Here is a 25,827-nt window from a genome sequence, read left to right as displayed (position 1 = left end):
TCTACCCGCCTGACGGCCGCGCCTGAACCGTGTGCGGTAATTGGCCGCCGTCCCCCGATTGTTTGTGTGTCTTTATCGAGAAGGATCAACGCATGTTTAAGCGACTCATGGCGCTCGCAGCCCTCACTGCCGCCTTAGCGCTGGCAGGGTGCGGCAATGATTACGGGGTTGACCAGCACGGCCAGAAAGTGGCGTCCGAGCGCCTGGACAAACAGTGGAAAGTCATCAACTACTGGGCCGAATGGTGCGGGCCGTGCCGTGTGGAGATCCCGGAACTCAATGCGCTGGAAAAACAGCTGCAAGGGCAGTCCGTGGGGGTGTTCGGGGTGAATTTCGACGGTTTGCAAGGCAAGGAGCTGAGCGATGCGGCGACTGCGCTGGGGATCACCTTCACCGTGCTGGCTCAGGACCCGGCTGACGTCTTTGATCTGCCGCGCAGTGAAGCGCTGCCGGTGACCTACATCCTCGACGAGAAGGGCAAGGTGCAGGCGCAGTTGATGGGTGAACAGACAGCCGCAGGGGTGATGGCCAAGATCAAGGAACTGCGCGGTCATTAAACGCGGTAGCCGCCGCCCCGGGCTGCGGCTACTGGTGACGCGAGATCAGCTTTCTTCGGGCCACAGGCGCAACGGCTTGCCTTCAGCAGGCCAGAAGCGCACTTGCTCAATGGGAGAGATATCCCAGCGTTCCACGGTTTGCAGCGCTTCAAAGAAGCGGTGCTCCTGTTCCATCAGCGCGGGCGCGCACGCCTTGCGGGTGCTGCCGACGCCGCCGAAAGTCAGGCGTTGGCCGTCCAGCGTGTACGGTGCGAACCAGTGGTTGCAGCCGCCGCTGCCATAGGCACGACCGGCATCGTCCAGGGTGACGGTCAGGTGGCTGTTGTCGATCAGCGGACGTTCGCCGATCCACTCCAGCACGTACGTGTGGTTCTGTTGCAATTTCACCGGGTCACCCGCGCAGCCCATCAGGCTGGCGCCCAGCAGGGCCATCAGGGTCAAACGCTTCATGCCGCTTCCTTTTGTTGGCAGGTTGGGCACAGGTGCTTGCTGCCTTCGGTGCGCCAGCCCAATTCGGCAATGCGCGCGCTGGCGGCCGGTTTTTGCGCCTTGGCGCCCAACTTCGCGTCGACGGCGAATTCGAACTTCAGTTCTTTGGCGCAGCCGTCGCAGTTGACCTGCCACGCGTGAATCGACAACTCGCCAAACACCGGGCCTTTGGCGACGGCCACCCACTGGCCGCGAGGGTTGATCAGGTGACGGACTTTTTCGACGGTCAGGCGCATGGCCAAGTCTTTGCTGCCCTTGAGGGTGACCACCAGCACGTCACCGTTCTGAATCGAGCCACCGTTGCCGGTGACTTGATAAAGGCCGGCCGCTAAGGAGCGGCATTCGATCAGGGTGTGCTGCGGGCTAAGCAGGTTGTAGCGGAAATCGTGTTCGACCATGGGTCCTCCAAATAGGCCGCTATGCTAGCACGCAGACACCAATCCACGAGGCGTGGCCGCTTAACCTTCGATCAGGTTGTGGGGCGATCCGGCTTTCCAGGCCGCGATGTTCTCCAATGTGGTGCCGGCAATCGCGCTGAGGGCTTCGTGGGTCAGGAACGCCTGATGCGCCGTGATGATGACGTTGGGAAACGTCAGCAGGCGTGCCAGCACATCGTCTTGCAAGGGCAGGTCGGAACGGTCTTCGAAGAACAGTTGGGCTTCTTCTTCATACACGTCCAGCCCCAAGTACCCCAGTTGCCCGTTTTTCAGTGCTTCGATCAGGGAGGGCGTGTGCACCAGCGCACCGCGCCCGGTGTTGATCAGCATGGCGCCGTGTTGCAGGGTGGCCAGGCTTTGGCTGTTGATCATGTGCTTGTTTTCGGCGGTCAGCGGGCAGTGCAGGCTGATGATGTGCGAGCCCGCGATCAGCTCGGGCAGGCTGACGTATTCGGCGCCCAGCGCCAGCAGGGCCGGGTTGGGGTAAGGGTCGAAACACAGCAGTTTGCAACCGAAGCCCGCCATGATTTTGCCGAAGGTGGCGCCGATCTGCCCGGTGCCAACCACCCCGACAGTCTTGCCCACCACATCAAACCCGGTCAGGCCGTGCAGGGTGAAATCGCCTTCACGGGTGCGGTTGTAGGCGCGGTGCAGGCGACGGTTGAGCGCCAGAATCAGCGCCACGGCGTGCTCGGCCACGGCATGGGGCGAGTACGCCGGTACGCGCACCACGCTCAGGCCCAGGCGCCGGGCGGCGGGCAAGTCGACATGGTTGTAACCGGCCGAACGCAGGGCAATCAGGCGTGTTTTGCCAAGGGCCAGTTGCTCCAGCACCGGGGCGCTCAAGTCGTCATTGATGAAGGGGCAGACCACCTCGTAGTCATGGGCCAGGGCCACGGTGTCGAGGTTCAGGCGCGCGGGCTGGAAGTGCAGCTCAAGGTCGTCGTGTTGCGCGGCAGCGGTGAAGCTGTCGCGGTCGTAGGTCTGGCTGCTGAACAGAAGGATGCGCATGGGAGTCTTCCTTGGTTAAGTGCAGAAAGTGTCAAGCGGCGCTTCGGGCTTCAGCGCCAAGGCGGACGATGGCGTGATCGAGCTCGTCCAGTGCGGCGTACGCGTTGGGGCTCTCCTGCTTGAGCAGCGTCTCGGTACGCTGGCAGGCGGCGCGCAATTGCGGTACGCCGCAGTAGCGGGTGGCGCCGTGCAAGCGGTGAACCCGTTCGATCAGGGCGCTGTTGTCCCGAGCTTCACGGGCCTGACGAATCGCTTCGCGGTCGGATTCCAGCGAGGCCAGCAGCATGGCCAGCATGTCAGCGGCCAGATCCTGTTTACCGGCCGCCAGCCGCAAGCCCTCCTCGTGATCCAGCACGGGGAGTTGCGTTTCAGGGGTCGGCGGTTCCTGTTGGCTATCGTTGACCTGGTTGATCAGCGCCAACCCGGTCCACTTCAACACCACTTGGCCCAACTGGCGTTCGCTGATGGGCTTGGTCAGGTAGTCGTCCATACCACTTTGCAGCAGGGCGCGTTTCTCGTTGGCCATGGCGTGGGCGGTGAGGGCCACAATGGGCAACGGGGTGGACTGGCGCTCGCTTTCCCACTGGCGAATCAGCTCTGTGGTTTCGCGGCCGTCCATGCCGGGCATTTGCACGTCCATCAGCACCAGATCGAAGGCATGGGCCTTGACCGCATCAATCGCCGCATAGCCGCAGTCCACGGCCGTGACGTGGGCGCCCATGTCTTCCAGCAGTGTTTGCACCAGCAGCAGGTTTGCCGGGTTGTCGTCGACACACAGGATTCGCGGGGCACGGCTGGCCAGTAACTCGCCGCGCTCGCTACGGGTGTGACGCGGCTGGACGAGGTCCGCCAGCGTGCGGCGTAACTTGCGGGTGCAGGCGGGTTTGGACTGTAACTGCTCATGGGGGTTGGGCACGGCAGCGGCGTACAGTTGCTGTTCGGTGGTAGGGCACAGCACCAGCACCTTGCAGCCCATGCGGTCGAGGTCCCAGATGGGCTGATTCAGCCGTTCCGGCGGCAGGTCCGAGGCGGTGACGCCAAACACCGCCAGATCGAAAGCCTGGTCGGTGTGATGGGCGCTGGTCACGCCATTGCACAGGGTTTCGAGGGTGTTGAACGGCGTGACCACCAGCCCGCAGTCTTCGAGCTGGTGCTGCAAGGCCTGACACGCCAGGTCGTGTTTTTCCAGCAAGGCCACCCGACGGCCCAGCAGCGGCACGCCCGGCAGGTCTTCCACGTCATCCCGTGCCTTGGGCAGCTTGACGCTGATCCAGAACACCGACCCTTCGCCGGGGGTACTCTCGACCCCGATTTCACCGCCCATCTGTTCCACCAGACGCTTGGAAATCACCAGTCCCAAACCTGTTCCGCCGGGTTGGCGTGATAGCGAGTTATCTGCCTGGCTAAAGGCCTGAAACAACGCCCGCACATCCTGACTGGTCAGCCCGATGCCGGTGTCCTGAACGCTGATGCGCAGTTGCACGCTGCCGTCGTCCTCATCCTCGTCTTCGAGCATGGCGCGCACGGCGATGGTGCCTTCGCGGGTGAACTTGATCGCGTTGTTGACCAGGTTGGTGAGGATCTGCTTGAGTCGCAGCGGGTCGCCAATCAGCGACAACGGCGTGTCGCGGTACACCAGGCTGACCAGTTCCAGGCCTTTCTCGTGGGCGGACGGGGCGAGAATGGTCAGCGTGTCTTGCAACAAGTCGCGCAGGTTGAACGGGACGCTGTCGAGCACCAGTTTGCCAGCTTCGATTTTCGAGAAGTCGAGGATCTCGTTAATGATGCCCAGCAGGTTGTCGGCCGACTTTTCGATGGTGTGCAGGTAATCGAACTGACGTGGGGTCAGCTCGCTTTTTTGCAGCAAATGAGTGAAGCCCAGAATGCCGTTGAGCGGGGTGCGGATTTCGTGGCTCATGTTGGCCAGAAACTCGGACTTGATGCGGCTGGCTTCCAGGGCCTCCTTGCGCGCCAGGTCCAGCTCAAGGTTCTGGATTTCGATGGTTTCGAGGTTCTGGCGCACGTCTTCGGTGGCCTGATCGACGCTGTTTTGCAGTTCTTCCTGCGCGTTCTGCAAGGTCTCGGCCATGCGGTTGATGCCCGACGCCAGTTCGTCCAGCTCATGGCTGCCCAACGGTGGCAGGCGGGTTTCAAGTCGCCCGTCCTTGAGTTGGGCTACGGCTTGCTTGATCTGGCCCAGCGGTGCATTGATCGTGCGGCTCATGCGCAACGCCAGCAAGGCGGTGAACACCAGCCCGCTGGCAATCAACAGCAAGCTGGCAAACAAGCTGCGATAACCGCGCAGCAACATGTTGCTGTGGGACAGTTCAAGCTCGACCCAGCCCAGCAGGCGATGGGCTTCGTTGGGAATGATGTCGCCCGCCAGGTTGCGATGACGGCCAAAGACCGGGAGTAAATAGCGCGTGGCGTCGTCATCAGTGCGTTGCAGCAACTGCGTGCTATTGCCCAGCGGTGCCTGATTGAGCATGACCGGGCCCGCGTGGGCGAGGGTTTCGTGATTGGCGTCGAGGAACGACACGGCCCGCACGTCCTGTTGCTCCAGGGACTCGGTGGCGATGCGTGCCAGCAGGGCGGTGTCGTGTCGCCCGAGCGCGGGCGCGACCAGTGGTGCGAGCTGTTCGGCAATCATTTCACCGCGCTGCAACAGCTGGGACTGCAACTCGGACTGTTGCACCCAGGTGAAGTAGCCACCCAGCACCATGGCCATCAAGGTGACGGGCAGTAACGTGAGCAGCAATACGCGGCCTTTGATTCCCAGATTTTTAAGCACGCAATTCTCCAGCTCCACGTTTTTCTGATCTTGCCCCGCGCATCCGGCGCAGGTTTGCTGGCAGTGTAGCGATTTGCCCCGCGCCCGACTTGCAGAAATTTGCCCTGCGGGTCGCGGCATTGATCGCCATCAATCGACAGCTCCTGCCGTGGCGGTTGCCCGCGTCGGTTCAATCTTGAATAATCGCCGATTGAGAATGACTTGCAGACGCTAATGAATCCCGCCGTGAACAACCCCTACCGCCTGTTGGCCATCGAAGACGACCCCGTGCTGGGCGCTTACCTGCAAGCGCAGTTGCAGCGCGCCGGGTTTGAGGTGCGCTGGTGCCAAAACGGTCAGGACGGTTTGAACCTGGCTCAACAGCAGCCCTTTGACGTGGTGTTGATGGACATTCTGCTGCCCGGCATGAATGGCTTGCAGGTGCTCACGCAACTGCGCCAGACCCATGCATTGCCCGTCATTTTGATGTCGGCCCTGGGCGCCGAAGCCGACCGCATCAACGGTTTTCAGCTGGGCGCCGATGACTACCTGCCCAAACCGTTCAGCATGGCTGAGCTGCAAGTGCGCATCGAGGCCATCCTGCGGCGGGTGGCGCTGGACCGCACGCCCCGTGCCAGCGCCGTGTCGCTGCCTGTCGGCCAGGAAAACGGGTTGGTCTTCGACGACGCCGCCAGCGACGTGCGCCATGGCGCGCAGTACGCGGGCCTGACCCGCAGCGAATTCCGTCTGCTCGACACCCTTTACCGCAATGCCGATGAAGTGTTGAGCAAGGCGTTTCTGTACCAGCACGTGCTGCAACGCGGCTACGCGCCCCACGATCGCAGCCTCGACATGCACATCAGCCAGATCCGCCGTAAGCTCAAGAGCATCGGTTATCACGCGCGGGAAGTGCGCACGGTGTGGGGCAAGGGTTACGTGCTGAGTGCCAGCGATGCCTTATAAGGTCCCCGGCAAACACTCGGTGTTCTGGAAACTGGCCTGCCTGCTGGTCGCTTTTTGTTTACTCATGATCTGGCTGAGCTGGTCGTGGGGCCGCTACATGGACAAACGCACCGGTTTTCTCTCCCATGAGGCCCGCAGCACGCTGATGCGTTACGCCGGTGAGGCAGAAACCGCTTGGGAGCAGGCAGGACAAGCGGGTGTCGATCAGTGGTTGCAGGCGCTGGGGCACGTCGAAAGCGGCTGGGTCGGCGTCATCGGTCAGGATTTGCAGTCGCTGAGCAGCTACCCGCTCAATGAACGTGAAAGCCAGCGCCTGACCTTCCTGCGCGGGGTGGACTGGCCCATCAGTCATTTGAAAAACGCCCGCCCGTGGATGAAAGTGCCGTTCCCGCGCGACTCGTCCATCGGCTATCTGGTCATTGAGCTGCCACAGCGCTTTATGCCGGGGTATTCGCAGTGGGTCTGGCGCATCATCACCAATGGCGTGATCCCCGGCCTGTTCACCTTATTGCTGTGTGTCGGCCTTTATCGCCTGCTGATCGTGCCGCTCAATCAACTGCGCGAGCAGGCTCACGCCAGGCGCGCCGACCAATTGGGCGCGCGGGTGTCGAGCCAGACCACCAGCCGTCAGGATGAGTTGGGCGATCTGGGGCGCGCGTTCGATCAAATGTCGGAGCGCTTGCAAAGCACCGTCAGCCAACAGCAGCAGTTGCTGCGTGACTTGTCTCACGAGCTGCGTACGCCTTTAAGCCGTTTGCGCGTGGCCTGCGACAGCGAGCAGGGCGAAGCCGCGTTGCGCGAGCGATTGAGCCGCGAGGTCGATGGCATGCAGCGTCTGGTGGAAGACACCCTGCAACTGGCCTGGCTCGACGCCGAGCGAGGGCCGCTGCCGGTGGAAGCGATTCAGGTGCAGGCGCTGTGGGAAATGATCAGCGAAAACGCCCGCTTTGAAAGCGGCTGGCCCGAATCGCGTCTGCCGTGTTTTGTGGGCGCTGAGTGTTGGGTGCAAGGGCATCTCAACAGCTTGGCGCAAGCGCTGGAAAACATCCTGCGCAACGCCATTCGGCATTCCCCGCCCGCCGGGGTCGTCAGCCTTAGCGGCCAGCGTGAAGGCGACCAGTGGCATTTATGGCTCGACGATCAGGGCGGCGGTGTCGCGCCGCACGAACTGGAGCGTATCTTTGCGCCGTTCACCCGACTCGATGGCTCACGGCCCGGTGATGGCGGCTTTGGCCTGGGCTTGAGCATCGCGCGCAATGCCTTGCGGCTGCAAGGCGGCAGCCTGTGGGCAGAAAACACCCCTCAAGGGTTACGGGTACACCTGCGATTGCCGTGCTATTTGCCCCCGCATCTGTAAACGGCTGCCCGACAGCGATGACACAGTCTTCGAGGGCCGGGCTTATAGCCTTTCGCCATAAGCTCCGCACTTTGCGTGATATGGCCAATTGGCGTTTGTCGGTATGATGTGCGACCCCGCAGTCCGGATTGCGAATACGCCATGACTTTGCAGTACCCCACTATCGCCGACTGCGTCGGCAACACGCCGCTGGTGCGCTTGCAGCGCCTGGCCGGCGACACCACCAATACGTTATTGCTCAAGCTCGAAGGGAATAACCCGGCGGGCTCGGTCAAAGACCGCCCGGCGCTGTCGATGATTGCCCGCGCCGAAGCGCGCGGTCAGATCCAGCCCGGCGACACCCTGATTGAAGCCACGTCCGGCAACACCGGCATCGCACTGGCCATGGCCGCTGCGATCAAAGGCTACAAGATGATCCTGATCATGCCTGACAACTCCAGTGCCGAGCGCAAGGCGGCCATGACCGCCTATGGCGCCGAGCTGATTCTGGTGTCCCAGGAAGAGGGCATGGAAGGCGCGCGCGATCTGGCCGACAAGCTGCAGGCTGAAGGTCGCGGCAAGGTGCTCGACCAGTTTGCCAACGGTGACAACCCCGAAGCGCACTACACCAGCACCGGCCCGGAGATCTGGCGTCAGACCCAGGGCAGCGTCACCCACTTTGTCAGCTCGATGGGCACCACCGGCACCATCATGGGCGTGTCGCGCTATTTGAAAGAACAAAACCCCAACGTCCAGATCATCGGCCTGCAGCCGATGGAAGGCGCCGCCATCCCCGGCATTCGCCGCTGGCCAACCGAATACCTGCCAAAGATTTATCAGGCTGACCGGGTGGACCGGATCGTCGACATGGCCCAGCGCGAAGCTGAAGACGTGATGCGTCGACTGGCCCGCGAAGAAGGCATCTTCTGTGGCGTCTCTTCGGGCGGTGCAGTGGCCGCGATGCTGCGGTTGTCCCGGGAAGTGGAAAACGCGGTGATCGTCGCGATCATTTGTGACCGTGGCGACCGTTACTTGTCGACCGGCATTTACGATGCGCCGAACTGATGGCTAAGCAAGCAAGAGGCCTGCGGTTTCAGCCGGCTGGCGGCACCAAGGCCCCGCAAGTGCCCACGGGCAAAAAACAGCGTTTGCGCATCGAGCGTCTGGCCAATGATGGCCGCGGCATTGCCTTCCTTGACGGCCGGACCTGGTTTGTCAGCGGTGCGCTGGCCGGTGAAGACGTGGAGGCCAGGGTGCTGGGTGCCCACGGCAAAATCGTTGAGGCCCGCACTGAGCGCGTCTTTACAGCCAGTGAAGTGCGCCGCGTCGCCCCGTGTGCCCATGCCGGGCGCTGTGGCGGCTGCAGCGTGCAGCACCTGCCCCACGACGAGCAGCTTGCACTTAAACAGCGCATGCTGGCCGAGCAGTTGTCGCGGGTAGCGGCTGTCGAACCTGAGGAGTGGGCCGCGCCGTTGACCGGGCCCGAGTTCGGCTACCGCCGCCGCGCCCGCATTGCGGTGCGTTGGGATGCGCGTGCCAAACAGCTGGAAGTCGGTTTCCGCGCGGCTGGCAGTCAGGACATTGTGGCCATCGATCACTGTTTGGTTCTGGTACAGGCTTTGCAACCTATCATGGCCGGGCTGCCCGCTCTGTTGCGTCAGTTGAGCAACCCGAGGGCGCTGGGCCATGTCGAGTTGTTCAGTGGGTCGGCGATTGCCGTGCTGCTGCGCCACATGGCGCCGCTCAGCGAAGTAGACATGCAGCTGTTGCAGGGGTTTTGCCTCACCCACGGTGCCCAATTGTGGTTGCATGGCGAAGGTGAACCGCAGCCTGTCGATTTGACTCAAACGTTGGTCTACCTTTTAGAGCAATGGAATTTGCAACTGGCCTATCGCCCCGGCGACTTTGTTCAGGTCAATGCAGGGGTCAACGAGGCCATGGTGGCTCAGGCGCTGGAATGGCTGGCGCCTCAAGCCGACGAGCGGGTTCTTGACTTGTTTTGCGGGCTGGGTAACTTCGCGTTGCCGCTGGCCAAACAGGTCCGCGAGGTGGTGGCGGTTGAGGGGGTTGCGACGATGGTCGAACGCGCTGCGCTAAACGCGGTCAGTAACAACCTGCATAATGCAGCGTTTTTTCAGGCCGACCTGTCGCAGCCGCTGGCGCAAGCAGCATGGGCCAAAGACGGTTTTTCTGCCGTGCTGCTGGACCCGCCCCGCGATGGCGCTTATGAAGTGGTACGCAAGCTGTCTGCCCTTGGGGCCAAACGCTTGGTGTATGTGTCGTGCAACCCGGCCACGCTGGCGCGCGACACGGTTGAACTGATGAAGCAGGGTTATCGGTTAAAACGTGCCGGAATCCTCGATATGTTTCCGCAAACCGCGCATGTCGAGGCAATGGCGTTATTTGAAGCAGACTAGGACGGTCTGTCTATTTCTACGGGCCCGCAGTTCCACGCGACTTGGCCCTGTGGCGTGGAATCGGGATTCGGGCCGGTGATTTCGGCGCACTGAATGTGCGCCGTAGGGAAGGTAAGCAAGATGGTACAGGTCAGAGCACACCAGCCGATCAACACCGACGGCAGTCTCAACCTCGACGCATGGCTTGATCATGCCGTGAGTGTGGATGTCGCGCTGGACCGTGAAGCCTTGAAAGAAGCCTGTGAGTTTGCACGCGAGGCTGAACAGCAAGCCAATGCCGCGAAAAACCTGTGGACCGAAGGCACCTCGAGCTTTCGCACCGGGCTTGAAATCGCTGAAATTCTCGCGGATCTGAAGCTGGATCAGGATTCGCTGGTCGCGGCGATTCTCTATCGCGGCGTGCGTGAAGGCCAGATTCAACTGCCCGCCGTTACCCAGCGCTTCGGCCAGGTGGTGGCCAAGCTGATTGATGGCGTACTGCGCATGGCCGCGATCAGCGCCAGCCTGAGCCCGCGTCAGTCGATGGTGCTGGGCACCCAGGGCCAAGTTGAGAACCTGCGCAAAATGCTGGTGGCCATGGTCGATGACGTGCGCGTCGCGCTCATCAAGCTGGCCGAGCGCACCTGCGCCATTCGCGCCGTCAAGAATGCCCCGGACGAAAAACGCAACCGCGTGGCCCGCGAGGTGTTCGATATTTATGCGCCCTTGGCGCACCGTCTCGGCATCGGTCATATCAAGTGGGAGCTGGAGGACTTGTCCTTCCGTTACCTTGAGCCTGAGCAGTACAAGCAGATCGCGACCTTGCTCCATGAGCGTCGCCTGGATCGCGAGCGTTTCATCTCCGATGTCATGAATCAGTTGCGTACGGAGCTGGAAGCCACTGGCGTTGACGCGGACATCAGCGGCCGGGCCAAACACATCTATTCCATCTGGCGCAAAATGCAGCGCAAGGGTCTGGCCTTCAGCCAGATCTATGACGTGCGAGCCGTGCGGGTGCTGGTGCCCGAGATGCGCGATTGCTACACCGCGCTGGGCATCGTCCATACGCTGTGGCGCCATATCCCGAAAGAATTCGACGATTACATCGCCAACCCGAAAGAGAACGGCTATCGCTCGCTGCACACCGCCGTGATCGGGCCGGAGGGCAAGGTACTTGAGGTGCAGATCCGCACCCACGCCATGCACGAAGAGGCCGAACTCGGGGTATGCGCGCACTGGCGGTACAAGGGCACTGACGTCAAGGCCGGTTCCAATCAGTACGAAGAGAAAATCTCGTGGCTGCGCCAAGTGCTGGAATGGCACGAAGAACTGGGCGATATCGGTGGTCTGGCCGAGCAACTGCGGGTCGATATCGAACCGGACCGGGTCTATATCTTCACCCCGGACGGGCACGCCATCGACTTGCCCAAAGGCGCGACACCGCTGGACTTCGCGTATCGGGTGCACACCGAAATCGGCCATAACTGCCGGGGCGCGAAGATCAACGGGCGAATTGTGCCGCTCAACTACAGCCTGCAAACGGGTGAGCAGGTCGAGATCATCACCAGCAAACATGGCACGCCGAGCCGTGACTGGCTGAACCCGAACCTGGGTTACATCACCACGTCGCGGGCCCGGGCCAAGATTGTGCATTGGTTCAAGTTGCAGGCGCGTGACCAGAACGTGGCCGCGGGTAAAACCCTGCTTGAGCGCGAGCTGGGCCGCTTGGGCCTGCCTGCGGTGGATTACGAGAAGCTGGCCGACAAGGCCAACATGAAAACCGCCGAGGACATGTACGCGGCACTGGGCGCGGGCGACTTGCGTCTGGCGCAGTTGATCAATCTTGCGCAGCAAATGGTCGAGCCCGAACGCGGCAACGAGCAGATGGAGCTGATTCCACGCAAGGCCACAGGCTACAAACCGGGCAAGCGCGGCGACATCCAGATCGAAGGCGTGGGCAACCTGCTCACACAAATGGCCGGTTGCTGCCAGCCGCTGCCGGGCGATGCCATCGTCGGTTACATCACCCAGGGGCGTGGCGTGAGCATTCACCGCCAGGATTGCGCCTCGGTGCTGCAACTGGGCAGCCGCGAGCCTGAGCGGATGATTCAAGTCAACTGGGGGCCGATCCCGGTTTCCACCTACCCGGTGGATATCGAGATTCGGGCGTACGACCGTTCCGGGCTGCTGCGTGACGTGTCGCAAGTGCTGCTCAACGAGCGGATCAACGTATTGGCGGTCAACACCCGCTCGAACAAAGAGGACAACACCGCGCTGATGTCCTTGACCATCGAGATTCCGGGGCTCGATTCGCTGGGGCGTCTGTTGGGAAAAATCTCGCAACTGCCCAACATCATTGAAACCCGGCGTATCGGGCGCAGTGAGCCGCGATAAGGTCTGAGGAACCCCGCTTTCAGCCACTGGAGGCGGGTAACTGGCGTTGCGTGCGGCCCTGCTCATAGCGTTTTGTAGAAGAGATCCGTGATGTACAACCTCGACGATTTGCTCCACCTCATGGCCCGGCTGCGTGATCCGCAGTACGGCTGCCCGTGGGACATCAAGCAAACCTACCGCACGATCGTGCCTTACACCCTTGAAGAGGCGTATGAAGTCGCGGACGCCATCGAGCAGGGCGACTTCGAGCACTTGCAAGGCGAGTTGGGCGACTTGTTGTTTCAAGTGGTTTATTACAGCCAGTTAGCCCGTGAAGAAGGGCGCTTTGAATTTGCCGGGGTCATTGACAGCATCACCCGCAAGCTCATCCGCCGCCATCCCCATGTATTTCCGACGGGCGATCTGTATGCCCCGCTGGACGTGCCGCGCCTGAGCGAAGAACAGGTCAAGCAGCGTTGGGATGAAATCAAGGCTCAAGAACGGGCCGAAAAAGCGTCGGCGCCCCATCAGTTGTCTTTGCTCGATGACGTGCCCGTGGCGTTGCCCGCCTTATCGCGGGCCGCCAAATTGCAGAAGCGCGCCGCTCAGGTAGGCTTCGACTGGCCTGCGGCCCTGCCGGTGCTGGACAAAGTGCGTGAAGAACTCGACGAAGTGCTGGAAGCCATGGCGGACAACGACTCGACTGCCATCCATGACGAGGTCGGTGACCTGCTGTTTTCCGTGGTGAATCTGGCGCGACACCTGAAAGTTGACCCTGAAACGGCCTTGCGTGGGGCAAATGCCAAATTTGACAGGCGTTTCAGGTTTATCGAGCAGGCATTGCGCGATACCCTGCGCCCCATTGAAGATTGCACCCTTGAAGACCTGGACGCCCTCTGGGGTGAAGCCAAGCGCCAGGAAAAGAATTTACCCAGCTGCGGCTGAGTTTGCCTAAGTGAGTAAGTAGATGAGCATTTCCCTACGCGACCAGTTGCTCAAAGCCGGACTGGTCAACGAGAAACAGGCCAAGCAGGCCGGTAAAGAAAAGCAGAAGCAGCAGCGTCTGGCCCATAAAGGCCAGATCGAGCTGGATGACACTCAGCAGCGCCTGGCGGCCGAAGCCAAGGCCGAGAAGATCAAGCGCGACCAGGAGCTGAACCGTCAGCAGCAGGAGAAGGCCGAACAAAAGGCCCGCGCCGCTCAAATCAAGCAATTAATCGAAGTTTCGCGCTTGCCCAAGCTCAGCACTGAGGACTACTACAACTTCGTGGACGACAAGAAGGTCAAGCGCCTGTCGGTCAACACGCTGATGCGCAACAAGCTGGCCAATGGCTCGCTGGCGATCGTGCAGCATCAGGGTGGCTACGAAGTTATCCCGCGTGAAGCGGCATTGAAAATTCAGGAGCGCGACCCGCGCCGGATCGTGCAGCTCAACATTCTGGTTGAGCCGAAAACACCTGAAGAAGACGATCCGTATGCGGCGTACCAGATCCCAGATGATCTGATGTGGTAAGCACGCCTTCATGGCTGTCAAAACAATCCCCGCTTCGGCGGGGTTTGTTGTTTTCAAGAGGGTCGTATCAATGCTTCAGGACCGGCGCTGTTGCGCTTCCAGCTTTTCCAGCTCGGCCTTGTAGTCCTGGGCGTCGCTTTCGCGGTGGAACATACCGACCAAGGCTGTTTTTGACATTGCTGACGATTACATGATTGGCTGCGTAGAGTCTCAGCTCGCGTCCAAACCCGCTAAAGCAGACACAACCCGTCGCCGGAGCATGTTTACGCTACACGTGCGCCTCCAACAAGCTCGGCTGACGTGGTACTCAGCTCAGAGTGAAGTGCTTCCCTGCGGAGTGCGATTTGGCTTTCCTTCAGGGATATCAACCTTCAAAAGCAGTGGTGGAAGGTATGCGATGGCGGCCCTTGATCAAATGATCCTATCGCTCCCTCGGCCTGCTCACACCTCTTGGCGAGACTGATTGGATGTGAGTTTATTTTCGGTAAAACCATCGCTTGGGCTCATATTGGGTGGGGATACAGGCTGTATGGAGAAAGATACTTAACAATGCGATCCATCCAACTGCATCATTATCCTTCAGGATAGGTTTTAGTGCAGGAAAGATAATGTCATATCCGTACTTCACTGTGCTCATATGGAAAGATCCAACAAAAAGAGTTAAGAGCAAGCATAAAAAAAACCATCGCCATTTGAATTTTTTACCAGAGAAAAAGCGTGAAAAAAAATATAAAGAGGACAGTGCTGTCAGAGAGAGTGTTAGGTATAAAAAGGAAACTAGAGTGCTATTTATCATTGTTTTTGTGCTCTTGGTACATTGATCTACCTGTCACGCTATCGCTAATCCCTTCGAATACAAGAGCGCGACTCCCTATTATTTTATATGACCTGGCGTAATCGGTTTTTATATACCTGAATAGGCGCTAGGCATCTGGATTTAATACCATTCTTCCTACGGCATATGCAGAAAGTCCCAAATCAGCCGTGCCATAGGCCATATTCCCATCATGTGCGCTGCCGCCGAGTAGTTTAGCGCCCTCGTGATAAAGCTTTCTGACGGGGCCTTGGGTATCAGAACGACTCTCTAAGAGGTTACGACTGTTTTCATAAAGATTATTAGCACCATGGGCCATCATGGGTGCGCCTGCAACTACGCACAGGATACCTGCTGAGGCGTAACAGATCCCGACCCCTGCGGCAATTTGAAATGCCCCGGCGATTGCTCCCACGCCTTTTTGAGCAATTTCCATTGACTGGTTCAGCAGGCTTCGCTGTTCGTTTTCAATATCTTGTAAGCCCTGCTCAGGGCTTTTTTTGCCCTGCGAGACATCATCAACAATGCTTTTGGCATAGTAAGCGACTTCGCGATTGAACTGTAATCGCAGTGCGCCGTCCTTAATGTGCCGGACACCCAATGTGCTGGCTTGGCTTCCAAGCTTTCCAGCTGCGGCACTGACCATCCAATAGTCACAGCTACCAGGCATACAACTTTCAATGGTTGGCTTCACTCGTATTCCCCCCACGTACTGTATCCGCTGGTGCCGGCAGAATGGTGGGTCCACGTGATGTCTCGATAACGGATGGCGACATGTTCTTGCGGTTCTGCATCGTGCAGCAAAATAGCGTGAGGCATTTCAAATGTCAGGTCAGCAATAATTCCGCCATTCATCGAGATAGAATAAAATTTCTCCTGCTTTCCATAGGGCGAAACGCGGTAAAAGCTGATGATGCAGTTTATTTCTTCTCTACTTGAGAGTGCTTGAGCCAGTAGCGGCGAAGATTTATCAATATTTTTGGATATGTTAATTGGATGATGTGTTGGTTTATTAATATTGCCGACATTGGCCATATTATGGTTGCAGGACAGCACCATGATTTCATCAGTATGCGCTGTCTGATACTTATTACCCATGGAGTCCTGGGTTGAACAGCCCGCCGAAATCAGGCCTTGAGCCTTGCCGGTGATCGTCATGTAACCATGGTTAGCCATACGTGCCACTCTTTGTAGTTTTCGAGCATCCTATTGCAAGAGTTAGAGGCAAGTTGTAGGGGGTTTCTGAAAAGTTTCATCTTTGCCGGGGTTTCAAGGTCAAAAAAAACCTCGCCGGAGCGAGGTTTTTTGTCTGGCACTGTCAGTCGCGGCTCATTCGCCTTTGACTGTCTTGCCGTCCACCGTGCCGTCGAGCAGCATGATGTTGTATTCCTTGCCGTCTTTTTCGACCTGACGCAAGGCTACCAGCAGGCCATCCCATTGCTTGGCGAACCACATCTCGGTGATGCGCTTGTTCTGGGCCGGGTCGCGGACGCGCTCGACTTTGATGGCGTTGATTTTGCCGGCCTTGGTGCTGACCACTTCAGGGCCGATGACGCGGAAGTCGTAAGTGTCCACTTCGTCACCATCAACTACTTGATAGCTCATCGACTTTTTGCCGGCCAGGACGTCGCGCTGCAGGGCCAGTTGATAGGTCGACTTGTCGAGCATGCCGGTTAGCAGTTTTACCGTCACGGGCGTCTTGTTGTCGGTGCCGGTAACCGTCATGTCCTTCCAGTTGAAGTTCAGGTCGATGTTTTTGGCTTTACCCAGGCCACCCCGTTCGAAGTGATAGCTCAGGGGCACCGGCTGGTCTTTTTCCAGCTTGAGTGTGCTTTCTTCGTTCAGGCTCGCGATCAGCATCGAGGCCTTGAAGTTCAAGGTCCAGACGTTGTCTGCGCCTTTGGTCAGGCTGCGTTCTGCGGAGCCGCTCATCGGCAACTGTTTCCAGTCGGCGGTGTAGCTGGCCTTGAAAGGCTGAAGATCGGCCGCTTGCACTGCTGGGATGGCTAGCAGGCTAAGGGCAAGGAGCAGGGCACGACGCATAAAATCTCCTAGATTTGTATCTGGTGGCCGCTGGCCGGGAGTAATTGACCGTCCAATAATGCACCTTGTTCGTCGAGAGACAAGCGACCCTCGGCAAACCAGCGCACTGCAAGCGGGTAGATCCGGTGTTCCTGGGCATGCACCCGTAGCGCCAGACTGCTTGGCGTGTCTTCAGACTCGACCGGTATCACTGCCTGTACGACCAGAGGGCCGCCATCGAGTTCCTCGGTCACGAAGTGCACGCTGCAACCGTGCTCACGATCTTGCGCTTCCAGTGCGCGTTGGTGCGTGTGCAGGCCTTTGTATTTGGGCAGTAAAGACGGGTGGATATTCAGCAGGCGCCCCTGATAGTGGCGCACGAAGTCAGCGCTGAGTATGCGCATGAAGCCGGCCAGTACCACCAGGTGCGGATTGAAAGTGTCGATGATGTCGATCAGTGCAGCATCGAAGGCCTCGCGGCCCTCGAATGCTGTGTGATCCAGTACACGGGTGTCGATCCCCGCGTTCATGGCGCGTTGCAGGCCCGGGGCGTCGGCGCGGTTGGAAATCACCGCGCGCAGGGTGGCCGGGCTTTCCTTGACGTCTTTGCTGTCGATCAAGGCCTGCAAGTTGCTGCCGCTGCCGGAAAGCAGCACCACTACATCACACGAGTCAGGCATCAGTGCGCCTTGAGGTTTTGCAGCTCGACTTGCGCAGCGTCTTCTGCGGCAGTTGCGATCTGGCCGATGACCCAAGGCTGTTCACCGGCTTCACGCAGCACGTTCAGGGCGGTTTCTACGTCAGCCTGGGCCACGCAGATCACCATGCCGACGCCGCAGTTCAGGACACGGTGCATTTCGGTTTCGGCCACGTTGCCTTGTTCCTGCAACCAGTCGAATACCGCAGGGCGCTGCCAGCTGGCCACGTCCACCACGGCTTGGGCGCCTTTAGGCAGCACGCGCGGGATGTTGTCCAGCAGGCCGCCGCCGGTGATGTGCGCCATGGCCTTGACCACGCCGGTTTCCTTGATCAGCTTGAGCAGCGGCTTGACGTAGATGCGGGTCGGGGCCATCAGCAGGTCGGTCAGCGGCTTGCCGTCGAGCTGGATGTTTTCGATGTCTGCACCGGACACTTCGATGATCTTGCGGATCAGCGAGTAACCGTTGGAGTGCGGGCCTGAAGACGGCAGGGCGAGCAGGGCGTCACCGGCAGCCACTTTGGAGCCGTCGATGATTTCGGATTTTTCGACCACGCCAACGCAGAAACCTGCCAGGTCGTAGTCTTCGCCTTCGTACATGCCTGGCATTTCAGCGGTTTCGCCGCCTACCAGCGAGCAGCCGGACAGCTCGCAACCTGCGCCGATACCGGTCACCACCTGGGTCGCGGTTTCAACGTTGAGTTTGCCGGTGGCGTAGTAATCGAGGAAGAACAGTGGCTCGGCGCCGCACACGATCAGGTCGTTCACGCACATGGCCACCAGGTCGATGCCGATGCTGTCGTGTTTGTTCAGGTTCAGGGCCAGACGCAGCTTGGTGCCCACGCCGTCGGTGCCGGAGACCAAAACAGGCTGCTTGTAACCGGCAGGAATTTCGCAGAGGGCGCCAAAACCGCCGAGGCCGCCCATCACTTCCGGGCGTGCAGTGCGCTTGGCCACGCTCTTGATGCGTTCGACCAATGCTTCACCGGCGTCGATGTCTACACCGGCGTCTTTGTAGCTCAGGGATGGTTGCTTGCTCATAATCCAGGCCTTTAGGGGGGATTCGGGGAGGTCGACCGATCTCAGAGGGCCCGCTGGCAAGTGCTCATCGCTGGGAATGAAACATTTGCCGGGTGCCCGGCTGTCGCCGGTCTGCGAAGGCGCGCGATTTTATCAGGCTTGAAGGGCAGCGGCCATCCTCGGGCCGACGGGCAGGGTTATATAGCGCGAAAAAAACCTTATTTAGTCTTACTGGCCGCTGCGGGCAGGCCTGTATAAGGTATACGGGTTCACTTTTGATTTTTTATGACCGGGTGAAAACGCTGCCGTCGCGCTGAATGATTTGGCTTGCGCCCTGTCTGAAGCCTGTGCAGTGGGTTTATCGGGTCTTTCAAGACTGCTTTTTTGTCGTCAGGAATATTTCATGCGTTTTCATCATCTTTTAGCCGCGGGCTGTTTGTCCTTTTTCAGTCTGGCGAGCCATGCCGAAATTCTGACCAATTTGTATCAAGTGCGTGAGCCGGTGAGCAGTCAGTCTCCCGAAGAGCGCACCCAAGCCACGCAAAAAGCATTGCAGACACTGGTGATCCGCCTGACCGGCGATGCCAAGGCGCTGCAAAATCCTGGTCTGGAGCCGGTGCGCAAAGACCCCCAGCAAATCATTCGTCAATACGGATATGACGCCGGGCCGCCCGAAAGCCTGCAAGTGGATTTCGATCCTGTGAGCACCGAGCGCGCGTTGCGTCAGGCGGGCCTGTCGTTGTGGGGCAGCAACCGTCCGGCGTTGCTGAGTTGGTGGCTGGCCGACTCGGTGGAAGGTTCAAGCCTGGTCGGTGACGGGCAGTCGGCGGCCGAACCGCTGCGCCGTGCAGCGCAACACCGGGGGCTGCCATTGCGCTTGCCGTTGGCGGACTTGAGCGAACAACTGGTTGGCACGGTCGACAATATTGAAGGCGCCAACCCTGCGCCGTTGCGTGAAGCGTCCGAGCGGTACGGTGCCGATGCGTTGCTGGCGGTGCATGCCCGAGAAGAGGGCGGCCAGTGGCAAGCCAAATGGCGGATGTGGCTGGGCGATCAGCAGGAGCAGGGCAGTGCGCAGGCGGCCGATCAGGCAGCGTTGGCCGATGCGGTGATGCTGGCCGTGAGTGAGCGTCTGGCGCCGCGTTATGTGGTCAAGCCGGGCATTTCTACAGAGCAGTTGCTGGAAGTCCACGGCATGACCCTTGAACGTTATGCCTCGCTGGGGCGTTTGCTTGAGCCGTTTGGCGGGCAGCTTGTGCGAATAGACGGCGACCGTAGCGTGTATCAGGTCAATGGCAGTGCCGAGCAATTGCGCGCTCAACTGGGGCTGGCGCATTTGCAGGAAATCCCGGCGAGTGAGGGCGCGCCGGTGACTGAGGCGGGTCAGACGCCCGCCGCTACGCCCGCCGCACAGCTACGCTTTCGCTGGTAGGTTTTTTCTTCTTTATAAAGGATGGACGCTTGATGACGGATTCGCGGCGATGGGTATGGTGGGGCGTGGCGCTGGTGTTCGCCCTGTTTGTGTATTTCTTGCATCCGATACTCACGCCGTTTCTGGTCGCTATCGTTCTGGCGTACATGTTCGATCCCGTGGTGGACCGTCTGGAGAGGCTCGGCTTGTCCAGAACCTGGGGGGTTGTGACCGTGTTTACGCTGTTCACCGTGATTGTGACGGCGCTGGTGCTGGTGTTGGTGCCGTTGCTGGCCAAGCAGTTGATGAAACTGTACCAACTGGCGCCACAAGTGCTGGACTGGTTGCAACATACGGCGATGCCATGGGCGCAAAGCAAGTTTGGCCTGAGCGACGGCTTCTGGAAGTTCGACAAGATCAAGGCGGCGATCACTGAGCATATGGGGGAGGCGTCCGATGTCGTCGGGGTGGTGCTGTCGCAGGCCACGGCGTCGAGCCTGGCGCTGATCGGGTTTTTGGCCAACCTGGTATTGATCCCGGTGGTGGCTTTTTACCTGTTGCGTGACTGGGACATCATGCTGGCCAAGATCCGGGGCTTGCTGCCGCGTGACCGTGAAGAACAAATCGTTTCGCTGGCCAAAGAGTGTCATGACGTGCTCGGTGCGTTTGTCCGTGGGCAGTTGCTGGTGATGCTCGCGCTCGGGGTGATTTATTCCGCGGGGCTGATGCTGGTCGGGCTTGAACTGGGCCTGCTGATTGGTTTGATGGCGGGCATTGCGGCCATCGTGCCGTACATGGGGTTCATCATCGGCATTGGGGCGGCATTGATTGCCGGGCTCTTCCAGTTTGGCGGTGACCTGTACCCGATGCTCGGAATCGTCGCAGTGTTTATGGTGGGGCAGGCGCTGGAAGGTACGGTGCTTACGCCATTGCTGGTAGGTGACAAAATCGGCATGCACCCGGTAGCGGTGATCTTTGCGATTTTGGCCGGGGGTGAACTGTTCGGTTTTACCGGGGTGCTGCTGGCCTTGCCGGTGGCCGCCGTGATCATGGTGCTGATTCGCCATGTGCAGGACATGTACAAGGAGTCGCACGTGTATAAAGGTGAAGAAGACCCCGAGCTGTAGGTCTCCTCATGTTGAAAAAGGCAGGCCGCTGGTTTCGCGGGCCTGCCTTTTTTATGGCGCGGCTGGAGCTTGAGCGTTGGCAAAAACTCAAATAATCCAAGGTCTTAACGCAAACCTTTGATTTTGCTCGTGGTCTGTTACATTGTGCGCCCGGCTACAACGGGTATAAACTTTGCAAACTTTACACAGAGGCCACTAACGGTTCGTTTGAACTGTTCAGTCAGCATGAAACCGATTCAGCTGCCCCTAGGTGTGCGTCTGCGTGATGACGCTACCTTCATAAACTACTATCCAGGCGCCAATGCCGCTGCACTCGGCTATGTCGAGCGTCTATGCGAAGCCGACGCCGGCTGGACAGAAAGTCTGATCTACCTTTGGGGCAAGCATGGCGTCGGGCGTACGCACCTGTTGCAGGCAGCCTGCCTGCGTTTTGAACAGATGGGCGAGCCCGCTGTGTACCTGCCGTTGGGCGAGCTGATGGATCGCGGCATCGAAATCCTCGATAACCTCGAACAGTACGAGCTGGTGTGTCTGGATGATCTTCAGGCCGTCGCCGGACGCGCGGACTGGGAAGAAGCGCTGTTCCACCTGTTCAACCGTTTGCGCGACAGCGGGCGACGGCTGTTGATCGCGGCCTCGGCATCACCGCGAGAGTTGCCGATCAAGCTGGCTGACCTCAAATCCCGCCTGACACTCGCGTTGATCTTCCAGATGCGACCGCTGTCTGACGAAGACAAGCTGCGAGCCTTGCAGTTGCGCGCCTCGCGCCGTGGCCTGCACCTGACCGACGAAGTCGGGCACTTCATCCTCACCCGTGGTACCCGCAGCATGAGCGCGCTGTTTGATCTGCTGGAGCAGCTCGATCAGGCGTCTTTGCAAGCCCAGCGCAAGCTGACCATCCCTTTTCTGAAAGAAACCTTGGGCTGGTAATCCCTCGTTTTATAGCCGGTATGGCAAATGGCAGGCGCCAGAAAAACCGCGCGCCAGCAGGGTGGCGAACGCAGATTCTATCGTCAGGGGTGTAAAACCTTAGATGTCATGAGAAAACTGCCGAGTCACATTTAGATCGATTGAATTTGCAAATGAGGATCATAGTTGGCATAGTCGCGGCTACTTTTCCTACAAGCCACGGTCGTGCCCATGCTAAATCGCTTCGCACCCCTCGTGCCCCTCGCACTCGTTACCCTGTTATTTGGTTGCGCTGCGCACTCGCCAGTGTCTCAGCAAGTAGTCGACCAGCAGGTTCAAAAGTCATCTGTGTCCCAGGATTCCGCTCTTTATCAGGAAGAACTGGCGACCGAAAAAGAACTGGCTCAATTCTCCGAAAACAGCAAGCCTTATGAGCTGCCAGCATTGGCGGACAGCATTCTTGAGCGCGGCATGTCCTTGATCGGTACCCGTTACCGTTTTGGCGGCACCTCGGAAGCAGGCTTCGACTGCAGCGGTTTCATCGGTTATCTGTTCCGCGAAGAAGCTGGCATGCAATTGCCGCGTTCCACGCGCGAAATGATCAACGTTGATGCGCCGCTGGTGGCGCGTAACAAGCTCAAGCCGGGTGACCTGCTGTTCTTCAGCACCAACGGTCGCGGGCGTGTCAGCCATGCCGGGATCTACCTTGGGGACGACCAGTTCATCCACTCCAGCAGCCGTCGCAGTGGCGGGGTGCGTATCGACAAGTTGGGCGATACCTACTGGAGCAAAACCTTCATTGAAGCCAAGCGCGCACTGGCCATGGCGCCAACGAGCGTCATAGCCCGCAAGTAAAGTTAAAGCTTCACTTGAAGTTTGGCCTCTAAGGGCTAGAATTCAGTCGCATTGTTAAATTCCTGAGCCGCGAAGGTAGTGCCTGTCGCGGTTTCAGGTTTCGCGGCCGAGTTGCCGTATCCAGAATCAGGAACGTTCTGTTTATGTCAATCATGGCCCGTCTCTCAGTTTTGACTCTAGCAGCCCTGCTCAGTGCTTGCGCCAGCAACCCGCCGCCCGCCCCCGTGGCCAAAAAGCCGGTGGTATTTGCCAACCCCTCTGATGACTTCTCGCCCGTCGCCGCCGATGTGTTGTTCCGTGCGCTAGGGCTGGTGGGCACGCCTTATCGGTGGGGCGGTAATACTCCGGACTCGGGCTTTGATTGCAGTGGTCTGATCAAGTACGTCTATAACGATGCCGCTGGCATTTCGTTGCCGCGCTCGACCCGCGAGATGATCGTGATGAGTGCGCCGAATGTGGGCAAAGACAAGCTGCAAACCGGCGACCTGCTGTTCTTCGCCACCAGTGGTGGGACGCAGGTCAGTCATGCGGGGATTTACGTGGGAGAAGGGCGCTTCGTTCATGCGCCGGCCACGGGCGGTACGGTCAAGCTCGACAGCCTGTCCAAAGCCTACTGGCAAAAAGCCTATCTGAATGCCAAGCGTGTACTGCCTACCGAGCAGCACCTGGCCCGCAATCCATAAGCGGCACTGTTGAATAAAAGAGAGGCTGTGATTGCACAGCCTCTCTTTTTTTTATCGGGGCAGCCAGACAGCCCCTTACTTGGCAGACACGCGCCAGACTGTGTTGCCGACATCATCGGCCACCAGCAGATCACCCTGTTTGTCGATCACCACGCCCACCGGCCGGCCCATCGCTTTTTCATCCGCGTTGAGGAACCCGGTCAAGACATCCATCGGCATGCCGGTTGGTTTGCCATCGGCGAACGGCACGAAAATCACTTTGTAACCGCTGTGGGGTTTGCGATTCCAAGAGCCATGCTGGCCGATAAACGCCCCTTCGGTGAAGTTTGGCAACTTGCTGCCATCGGCAAAGCTCAACCCCAATGACGCTGTGTGCGGGCCGACGGCAAAGTCAGGGGCAATGGCCTTGGCCACCAATTCTGGGTTTTGCGGGTCGACCCTGACGTCGACGTGTTGGCCGTAATAGCTGTAGGGCCAGCCATAGAAACCGCCGTCTTTAACCGAAGTGATGTAGTCCGGTACAAGGTCGCTGCCGATCTCGTCGCGTTCATTGACGGCGGTCCAGAGCTTGCCGGTGGCCGGTTCCCAGTCCATGCCATTGGGGTTACGCAAGCCCGACGCGAAAATCCGGTGGCTGCCGGTGGCCGGGTCCACTTCCCAGATCGCCGCGCGGCCTTCTTCTTTATCCATGCCGTTCTCGCCCACGTTGCTGTTGGAGCCAACGGTCACGTAGAGCTTTTTGCCATCGGGGCTGGCAATCACGTTTTTGGTCCAGTGATGGTTCAGTGGGCCGCCCGGCAGGTCGACCACTTTGGTCGGCTGGGCGCTGATGCTGTCGGCACCGGCCTGATAGGGAAAGCGCAGCAGCTTGTCCGAGTCGGCCACGTACAGATCGTTGCCGACCAGTGCCATGCCGAACGGCGAATTCAGGTTCTGCAAAAACACGCTGCGGGTTTCAGCGATGCCGTCGTGATTGGCATCGCGCAGCAGGGTGATCCGGTTTGCGCTCGGCACGCCCGCGCCCGCTTTGCCCATGACCTTTTCCATCACCCAGCCGCGAACCCCCTTGCTGTCGTCCGGTTTGGGCGGGGCATTGGTTTCTGCCACCAGCACATCACCGTTGGGCAGCACATACAGCCAGCGCGGGTGGTCGAGGTCCTCGGCGAAGGCGCTGACCTGCAACCCTTCGGCGGCAATCGGCTTGGCGCCCTGAGACCATCCCACGGCGGGTGCGATATTGACCGTCGGAATCAGCGTCTTGTTGGGCTCAGGCAGCTTGGGCGAGGGGCCGGTGCCATCCGCCACTTGCAAGGTCGAACTCTCACCACAGGCGGCTAACCCTGCTGCAAGTGCGATGACAACAGCGTGCTGGCGCTTAAGCATGTGAATCTCCATGAGTGGGGTGTAAGTGATAGAGAAGCCTAGTCGTGCAAAGGTTCAGGGCAATGCCGTTTTGAAGTGGAGGTCAGCGCTTCCTTTAATTGACGCTCCACCCCCAACCCTCTAACCTTCGCCGCTTGTTTCAGGTGCTCTGCAGCCATGGGCTGGCAGGGTGAAACAGGGAAGCCGGTGAGGGGCAGGGCGCAGTGCGCCAGGTTCACGATTCCGGCGCTGCCCCCGCAACGGTAAATGAGTCAACACCGCGCTGAGTGCCACTGTGTCTGCACACGGGAAGGCGCGCGGTCAGGGTTGCTGCCAGGCAGGCGGCCCGCTCATGAGCCCGGAGACCGGCCTGATCCATCCAGCACCTCGCGGCGGGCGACGGTGTGTCGCTGTTGTGAAATCTCCCCCCGCCTCCCGTTTGCTTTTTTCAGCCCCAACGGAGAGCTGCCATGAATGAATCCCCCGAACGCGACGAACGTCATCAGGCGCGCATGCTGCGCAAAAAAGCCGTCATGGACGAGCGCATCGCCAGCGCACCCAATGAATGTGGTCTGCTGCTGGTCTTGACCGGCAATGGCAAAGGCAAGAGCAGCTCGGCTTTCGGCATGCTGGCCCGCGCCATGGGCCACGGCATGCAGTGCGGCGTGGTGCAGTTCATCAAGGGCCGCAACAGCACCGGTGAAGAGCGCTTCTTCCGCCGCTTTCCGGAGCAAGTGCGCTATCACGTGATGGGCGAGGGCTTCACCTGGGAAACCCAGGACCGCCAGCGCGACATCGCGGCGGCCGAGGCTGCCTGGGAAGTGTCCCGCGACATGCTGCGCGATCCGTCCATCGGGCTGGTGGTGCTCGATGAGCTGAACATTGCGCTCAAGCACGGCTACCTCGACCTGGATCAGGTGCTGACAGACCTGCAAGCCCGCCCGCCGATGCAGCATGTGCTGGTCACCGGGCGCGGTGCAAAACCTGAACTGATTGACCTGGCCGACACCGTGACGGAAATGAGCGTGGTCAAACACGCCTTCCAGGCCGGTATCAAAGCCCAGAAAGGCATCGAATTGTGA

At 59.6% G+C, this 25,827-nt stretch carries 24 protein-coding genes and 1 riboswitch; of the genes, 14 read left to right on the top strand and 10 right to left on the bottom strand.

Features of this window, described 5'->3' with window-relative positions:
• The first annotated feature begins 92 nt into the window (after positions 1-92).
• Complete coding sequence (locus tag TU74_RS11465; protein WP_048376550.1) at positions 93-557, top strand: TlpA family protein disulfide reductase; 465 nt, start codon at positions 93-95, stop codon at positions 555-557.
• 45 nt (positions 558-602) lie between these two features.
• On the opposite strand, the gene TU74_RS11460 is transcribed toward TU74_RS11465, so the two are convergent.
• From TU74_RS11460 to TU74_RS11445, 4 genes are read right to left on the bottom strand one after another with little or no spacing between them, the layout of a single operon-like run.
• Positions 603-1,007 carry an META domain-containing protein gene (locus TU74_RS11460; RefSeq protein ID WP_047276419.1) on the bottom strand — a complete coding sequence of 135 codons (405 nt, stop codon included), beginning with the start codon at positions 1,005-1,007 and terminating at the stop codon, positions 603-605.
• Complete coding sequence (locus tag TU74_RS11455; protein WP_047276417.1) at positions 1,004-1,444, bottom strand: hypothetical protein; 441 nt, start codon at positions 1,442-1,444, stop codon at positions 1,004-1,006. Before TU74_RS11455 ends, TU74_RS11460 begins: the two co-directional genes overlap by 4 nt.
• A gap of 60 nt (positions 1,445-1,504) precedes the next feature.
• Positions 1,505-2,494, bottom strand: coding sequence for a 2-hydroxyacid dehydrogenase (locus tag TU74_RS11450; RefSeq protein ID WP_048376547.1), 990 nt, complete (start codon positions 2,492-2,494; stop codon positions 1,505-1,507).
• A 31-nt stretch (positions 2,495-2,525) separates the two neighbouring features.
• Positions 2,526-5,285 carry a response regulator gene (locus tag TU74_RS11445; RefSeq protein WP_048376545.1) on the bottom strand — a complete coding sequence of 920 codons (2,760 nt, stop codon included), beginning with the start codon at positions 5,283-5,285 and terminating at the stop codon, positions 2,526-2,528.
• Positions 5,286-5,498: 213 nt separating this feature from the next.
• On the opposite strand from TU74_RS11445, the gene TU74_RS11440 reads away from it, so the two are divergent.
• From TU74_RS11440 to TU74_RS11410, 7 genes are all read left to right on the top strand, one after another.
• Positions 5,499-6,227 (top strand): response regulator transcription factor, encoded by a 729-nt coding sequence (locus tag TU74_RS11440; RefSeq protein ID WP_048376544.1) that lies wholly within the window; start codon positions 5,499-5,501, stop codon positions 6,225-6,227.
• Positions 6,217-7,584: a sensor histidine kinase gene (locus TU74_RS11435; RefSeq protein ID WP_048376542.1), complete on the top strand. Its 1,368-nt coding sequence runs from the start codon at positions 6,217-6,219 to the stop codon at positions 7,582-7,584. Before TU74_RS11440 ends, TU74_RS11435 begins: the two co-directional genes overlap by 11 nt.
• Before the next feature lie 141 nt (positions 7,585-7,725).
• The gene (gene cysM, locus TU74_RS11430) at positions 7,726-8,628 is read left to right on the top strand and encodes a cysteine synthase CysM (protein WP_047276407.1); all 903 of its coding nucleotides are present in this window, start codon (positions 7,726-7,728) and stop codon (positions 8,626-8,628) included.
• Positions 8,628-9,980 carry a 23S rRNA (uracil(1939)-C(5))-methyltransferase RlmD gene (gene rlmD / locus TU74_RS11425; RefSeq protein ID WP_048376540.1) on the top strand — a complete coding sequence of 451 codons (1,353 nt, stop codon included), beginning with the start codon at positions 8,628-8,630 and terminating at the stop codon, positions 9,978-9,980. The genes cysM and rlmD overlap by 1 nt, the downstream gene beginning before the upstream one ends.
• A 120-nt stretch (positions 9,981-10,100) precedes the next feature.
• Positions 10,101-12,353, top strand: a complete 2,253-nt coding sequence (gene relA / locus TU74_RS11420; protein ID WP_047276403.1) for a GTP diphosphokinase — start codon at positions 10,101-10,103, stop codon at positions 12,351-12,353.
• 90 nt (positions 12,354-12,443) lie between these two features.
• Entirely contained in the window at positions 12,444-13,277 is an 834-nt protein-coding gene (gene mazG / locus TU74_RS11415) for a nucleoside triphosphate pyrophosphohydrolase (RefSeq protein WP_048376538.1), read from the top strand.
• A gap of 22 nt (positions 13,278-13,299) precedes the next feature.
• Positions 13,300-13,845 (top strand): DUF2058 domain-containing protein, encoded by a 546-nt coding sequence (locus TU74_RS11410; protein ID WP_047276399.1) that lies wholly within the window; start codon positions 13,300-13,302, stop codon positions 13,843-13,845.
• A 923-nt stretch (positions 13,846-14,768) separates the two neighbouring features.
• On the opposite strand, the gene TU74_RS11405 is transcribed toward TU74_RS11410, so the two are convergent.
• The 5 genes from TU74_RS11405 to purM form a co-directional block, all read right to left on the bottom strand.
• Positions 14,769-15,353: a DUF4225 domain-containing protein gene (locus TU74_RS11405; RefSeq protein ID WP_420912158.1), complete on the bottom strand. Its 585-nt coding sequence runs from the start codon at positions 15,351-15,353 to the stop codon at positions 14,769-14,771.
• A complete protein-coding gene (locus TU74_RS11400) occupies positions 15,350-15,835 on the bottom strand; it encodes an Hcp family type VI secretion system effector (RefSeq protein WP_048376536.1) in 486 nt (161 codons plus the stop codon). Before TU74_RS11400 ends, TU74_RS11405 begins: the two co-directional genes overlap by 4 nt.
• Before the next feature lie 153 nt (positions 15,836-15,988).
• Positions 15,989-16,702 carry a DUF3108 domain-containing protein gene (locus TU74_RS11395; protein ID WP_047294847.1) on the bottom strand — a complete coding sequence of 238 codons (714 nt, stop codon included), beginning with the start codon at positions 16,700-16,702 and terminating at the stop codon, positions 15,989-15,991.
• Between the two features lie 8 nt (positions 16,703-16,710).
• Positions 16,711-17,361 (bottom strand): phosphoribosylglycinamide formyltransferase, encoded by a 651-nt coding sequence (purN, locus tag TU74_RS11390; protein WP_048376534.1) that lies wholly within the window; start codon positions 17,359-17,361, stop codon positions 16,711-16,713.
• Complete coding sequence (purM, locus tag TU74_RS11385; protein ID WP_048376532.1) at positions 17,361-18,419, bottom strand: phosphoribosylformylglycinamidine cyclo-ligase; 1,059 nt, start codon at positions 18,417-18,419, stop codon at positions 17,361-17,363. The genes purN and purM overlap by 1 nt, the downstream gene beginning before the upstream one ends.
• A gap of 382 nt (positions 18,420-18,801) precedes the next feature.
• On the opposite strand from purM, the gene TU74_RS11380 reads away from it, so the two are divergent.
• From TU74_RS11380 to TU74_RS11360, 5 genes are all read left to right on the top strand, one after another.
• Positions 18,802-19,830, top strand: coding sequence for a DUF2066 domain-containing protein (locus TU74_RS11380; protein WP_048376530.1), 1,029 nt, complete (start codon positions 18,802-18,804; stop codon positions 19,828-19,830).
• A 32-nt stretch (positions 19,831-19,862) separates the two neighbouring features.
• Positions 19,863-20,936: an AI-2E family transporter gene (locus tag TU74_RS11375; protein WP_047294835.1), complete on the top strand. Its 1,074-nt coding sequence runs from the start codon at positions 19,863-19,865 to the stop codon at positions 20,934-20,936.
• Positions 20,937-21,161: 225 nt separating this feature from the next.
• Positions 21,162-21,866 carry a DnaA regulatory inactivator Hda gene (gene hda / locus TU74_RS11370; protein WP_047276383.1) on the top strand — a complete coding sequence of 235 codons (705 nt, stop codon included), beginning with the start codon at positions 21,162-21,164 and terminating at the stop codon, positions 21,864-21,866.
• Positions 21,867-22,076: 210 nt separating this feature from the next.
• Positions 22,077-22,700 carry a C40 family peptidase gene (locus tag TU74_RS11365; protein ID WP_047277405.1) on the top strand — a complete coding sequence of 208 codons (624 nt, stop codon included), beginning with the start codon at positions 22,077-22,079 and terminating at the stop codon, positions 22,698-22,700.
• Between the two features lie 143 nt (positions 22,701-22,843).
• Complete coding sequence (locus TU74_RS11360) at positions 22,844-23,383, top strand: C40 family peptidase (RefSeq protein WP_047276378.1); 540 nt, start codon at positions 22,844-22,846, stop codon at positions 23,381-23,383.
• Between the two features lie 75 nt (positions 23,384-23,458).
• On the opposite strand, the gene TU74_RS11355 is transcribed toward TU74_RS11360, so the two are convergent.
• Positions 23,459-24,766, bottom strand: coding sequence for a PQQ-dependent sugar dehydrogenase (locus tag TU74_RS11355; RefSeq protein ID WP_048376528.1), 1,308 nt, complete (start codon positions 24,764-24,766; stop codon positions 23,459-23,461).
• 124 nt (positions 24,767-24,890) lie between these two features.
• Positions 24,891-25,133, top strand: a riboswitch (cobalamin riboswitch).
• Positions 25,134-25,215: 82 nt separating this feature from the next.
• Between TU74_RS11355 and cobO the strand changes: the two genes are divergently transcribed.
• Positions 25,216-25,827: a cob(I)yrinic acid a,c-diamide adenosyltransferase gene (gene cobO / locus TU74_RS11350; RefSeq protein ID WP_047294831.1), complete on the top strand. Its 612-nt coding sequence runs from the start codon at positions 25,216-25,218 to the stop codon at positions 25,825-25,827.

This window comes from Pseudomonas lundensis (assembly GCF_001042985.1).
GTDB classification, from domain to species: Bacteria; Pseudomonadota; Gammaproteobacteria; order Pseudomonadales; family Pseudomonadaceae; genus Aquipseudomonas; species Aquipseudomonas lundensis.
Note: the sequence above shows the minus strand (reverse complement) of the source record. Positions and strands in the feature narration are given on the sequence as shown.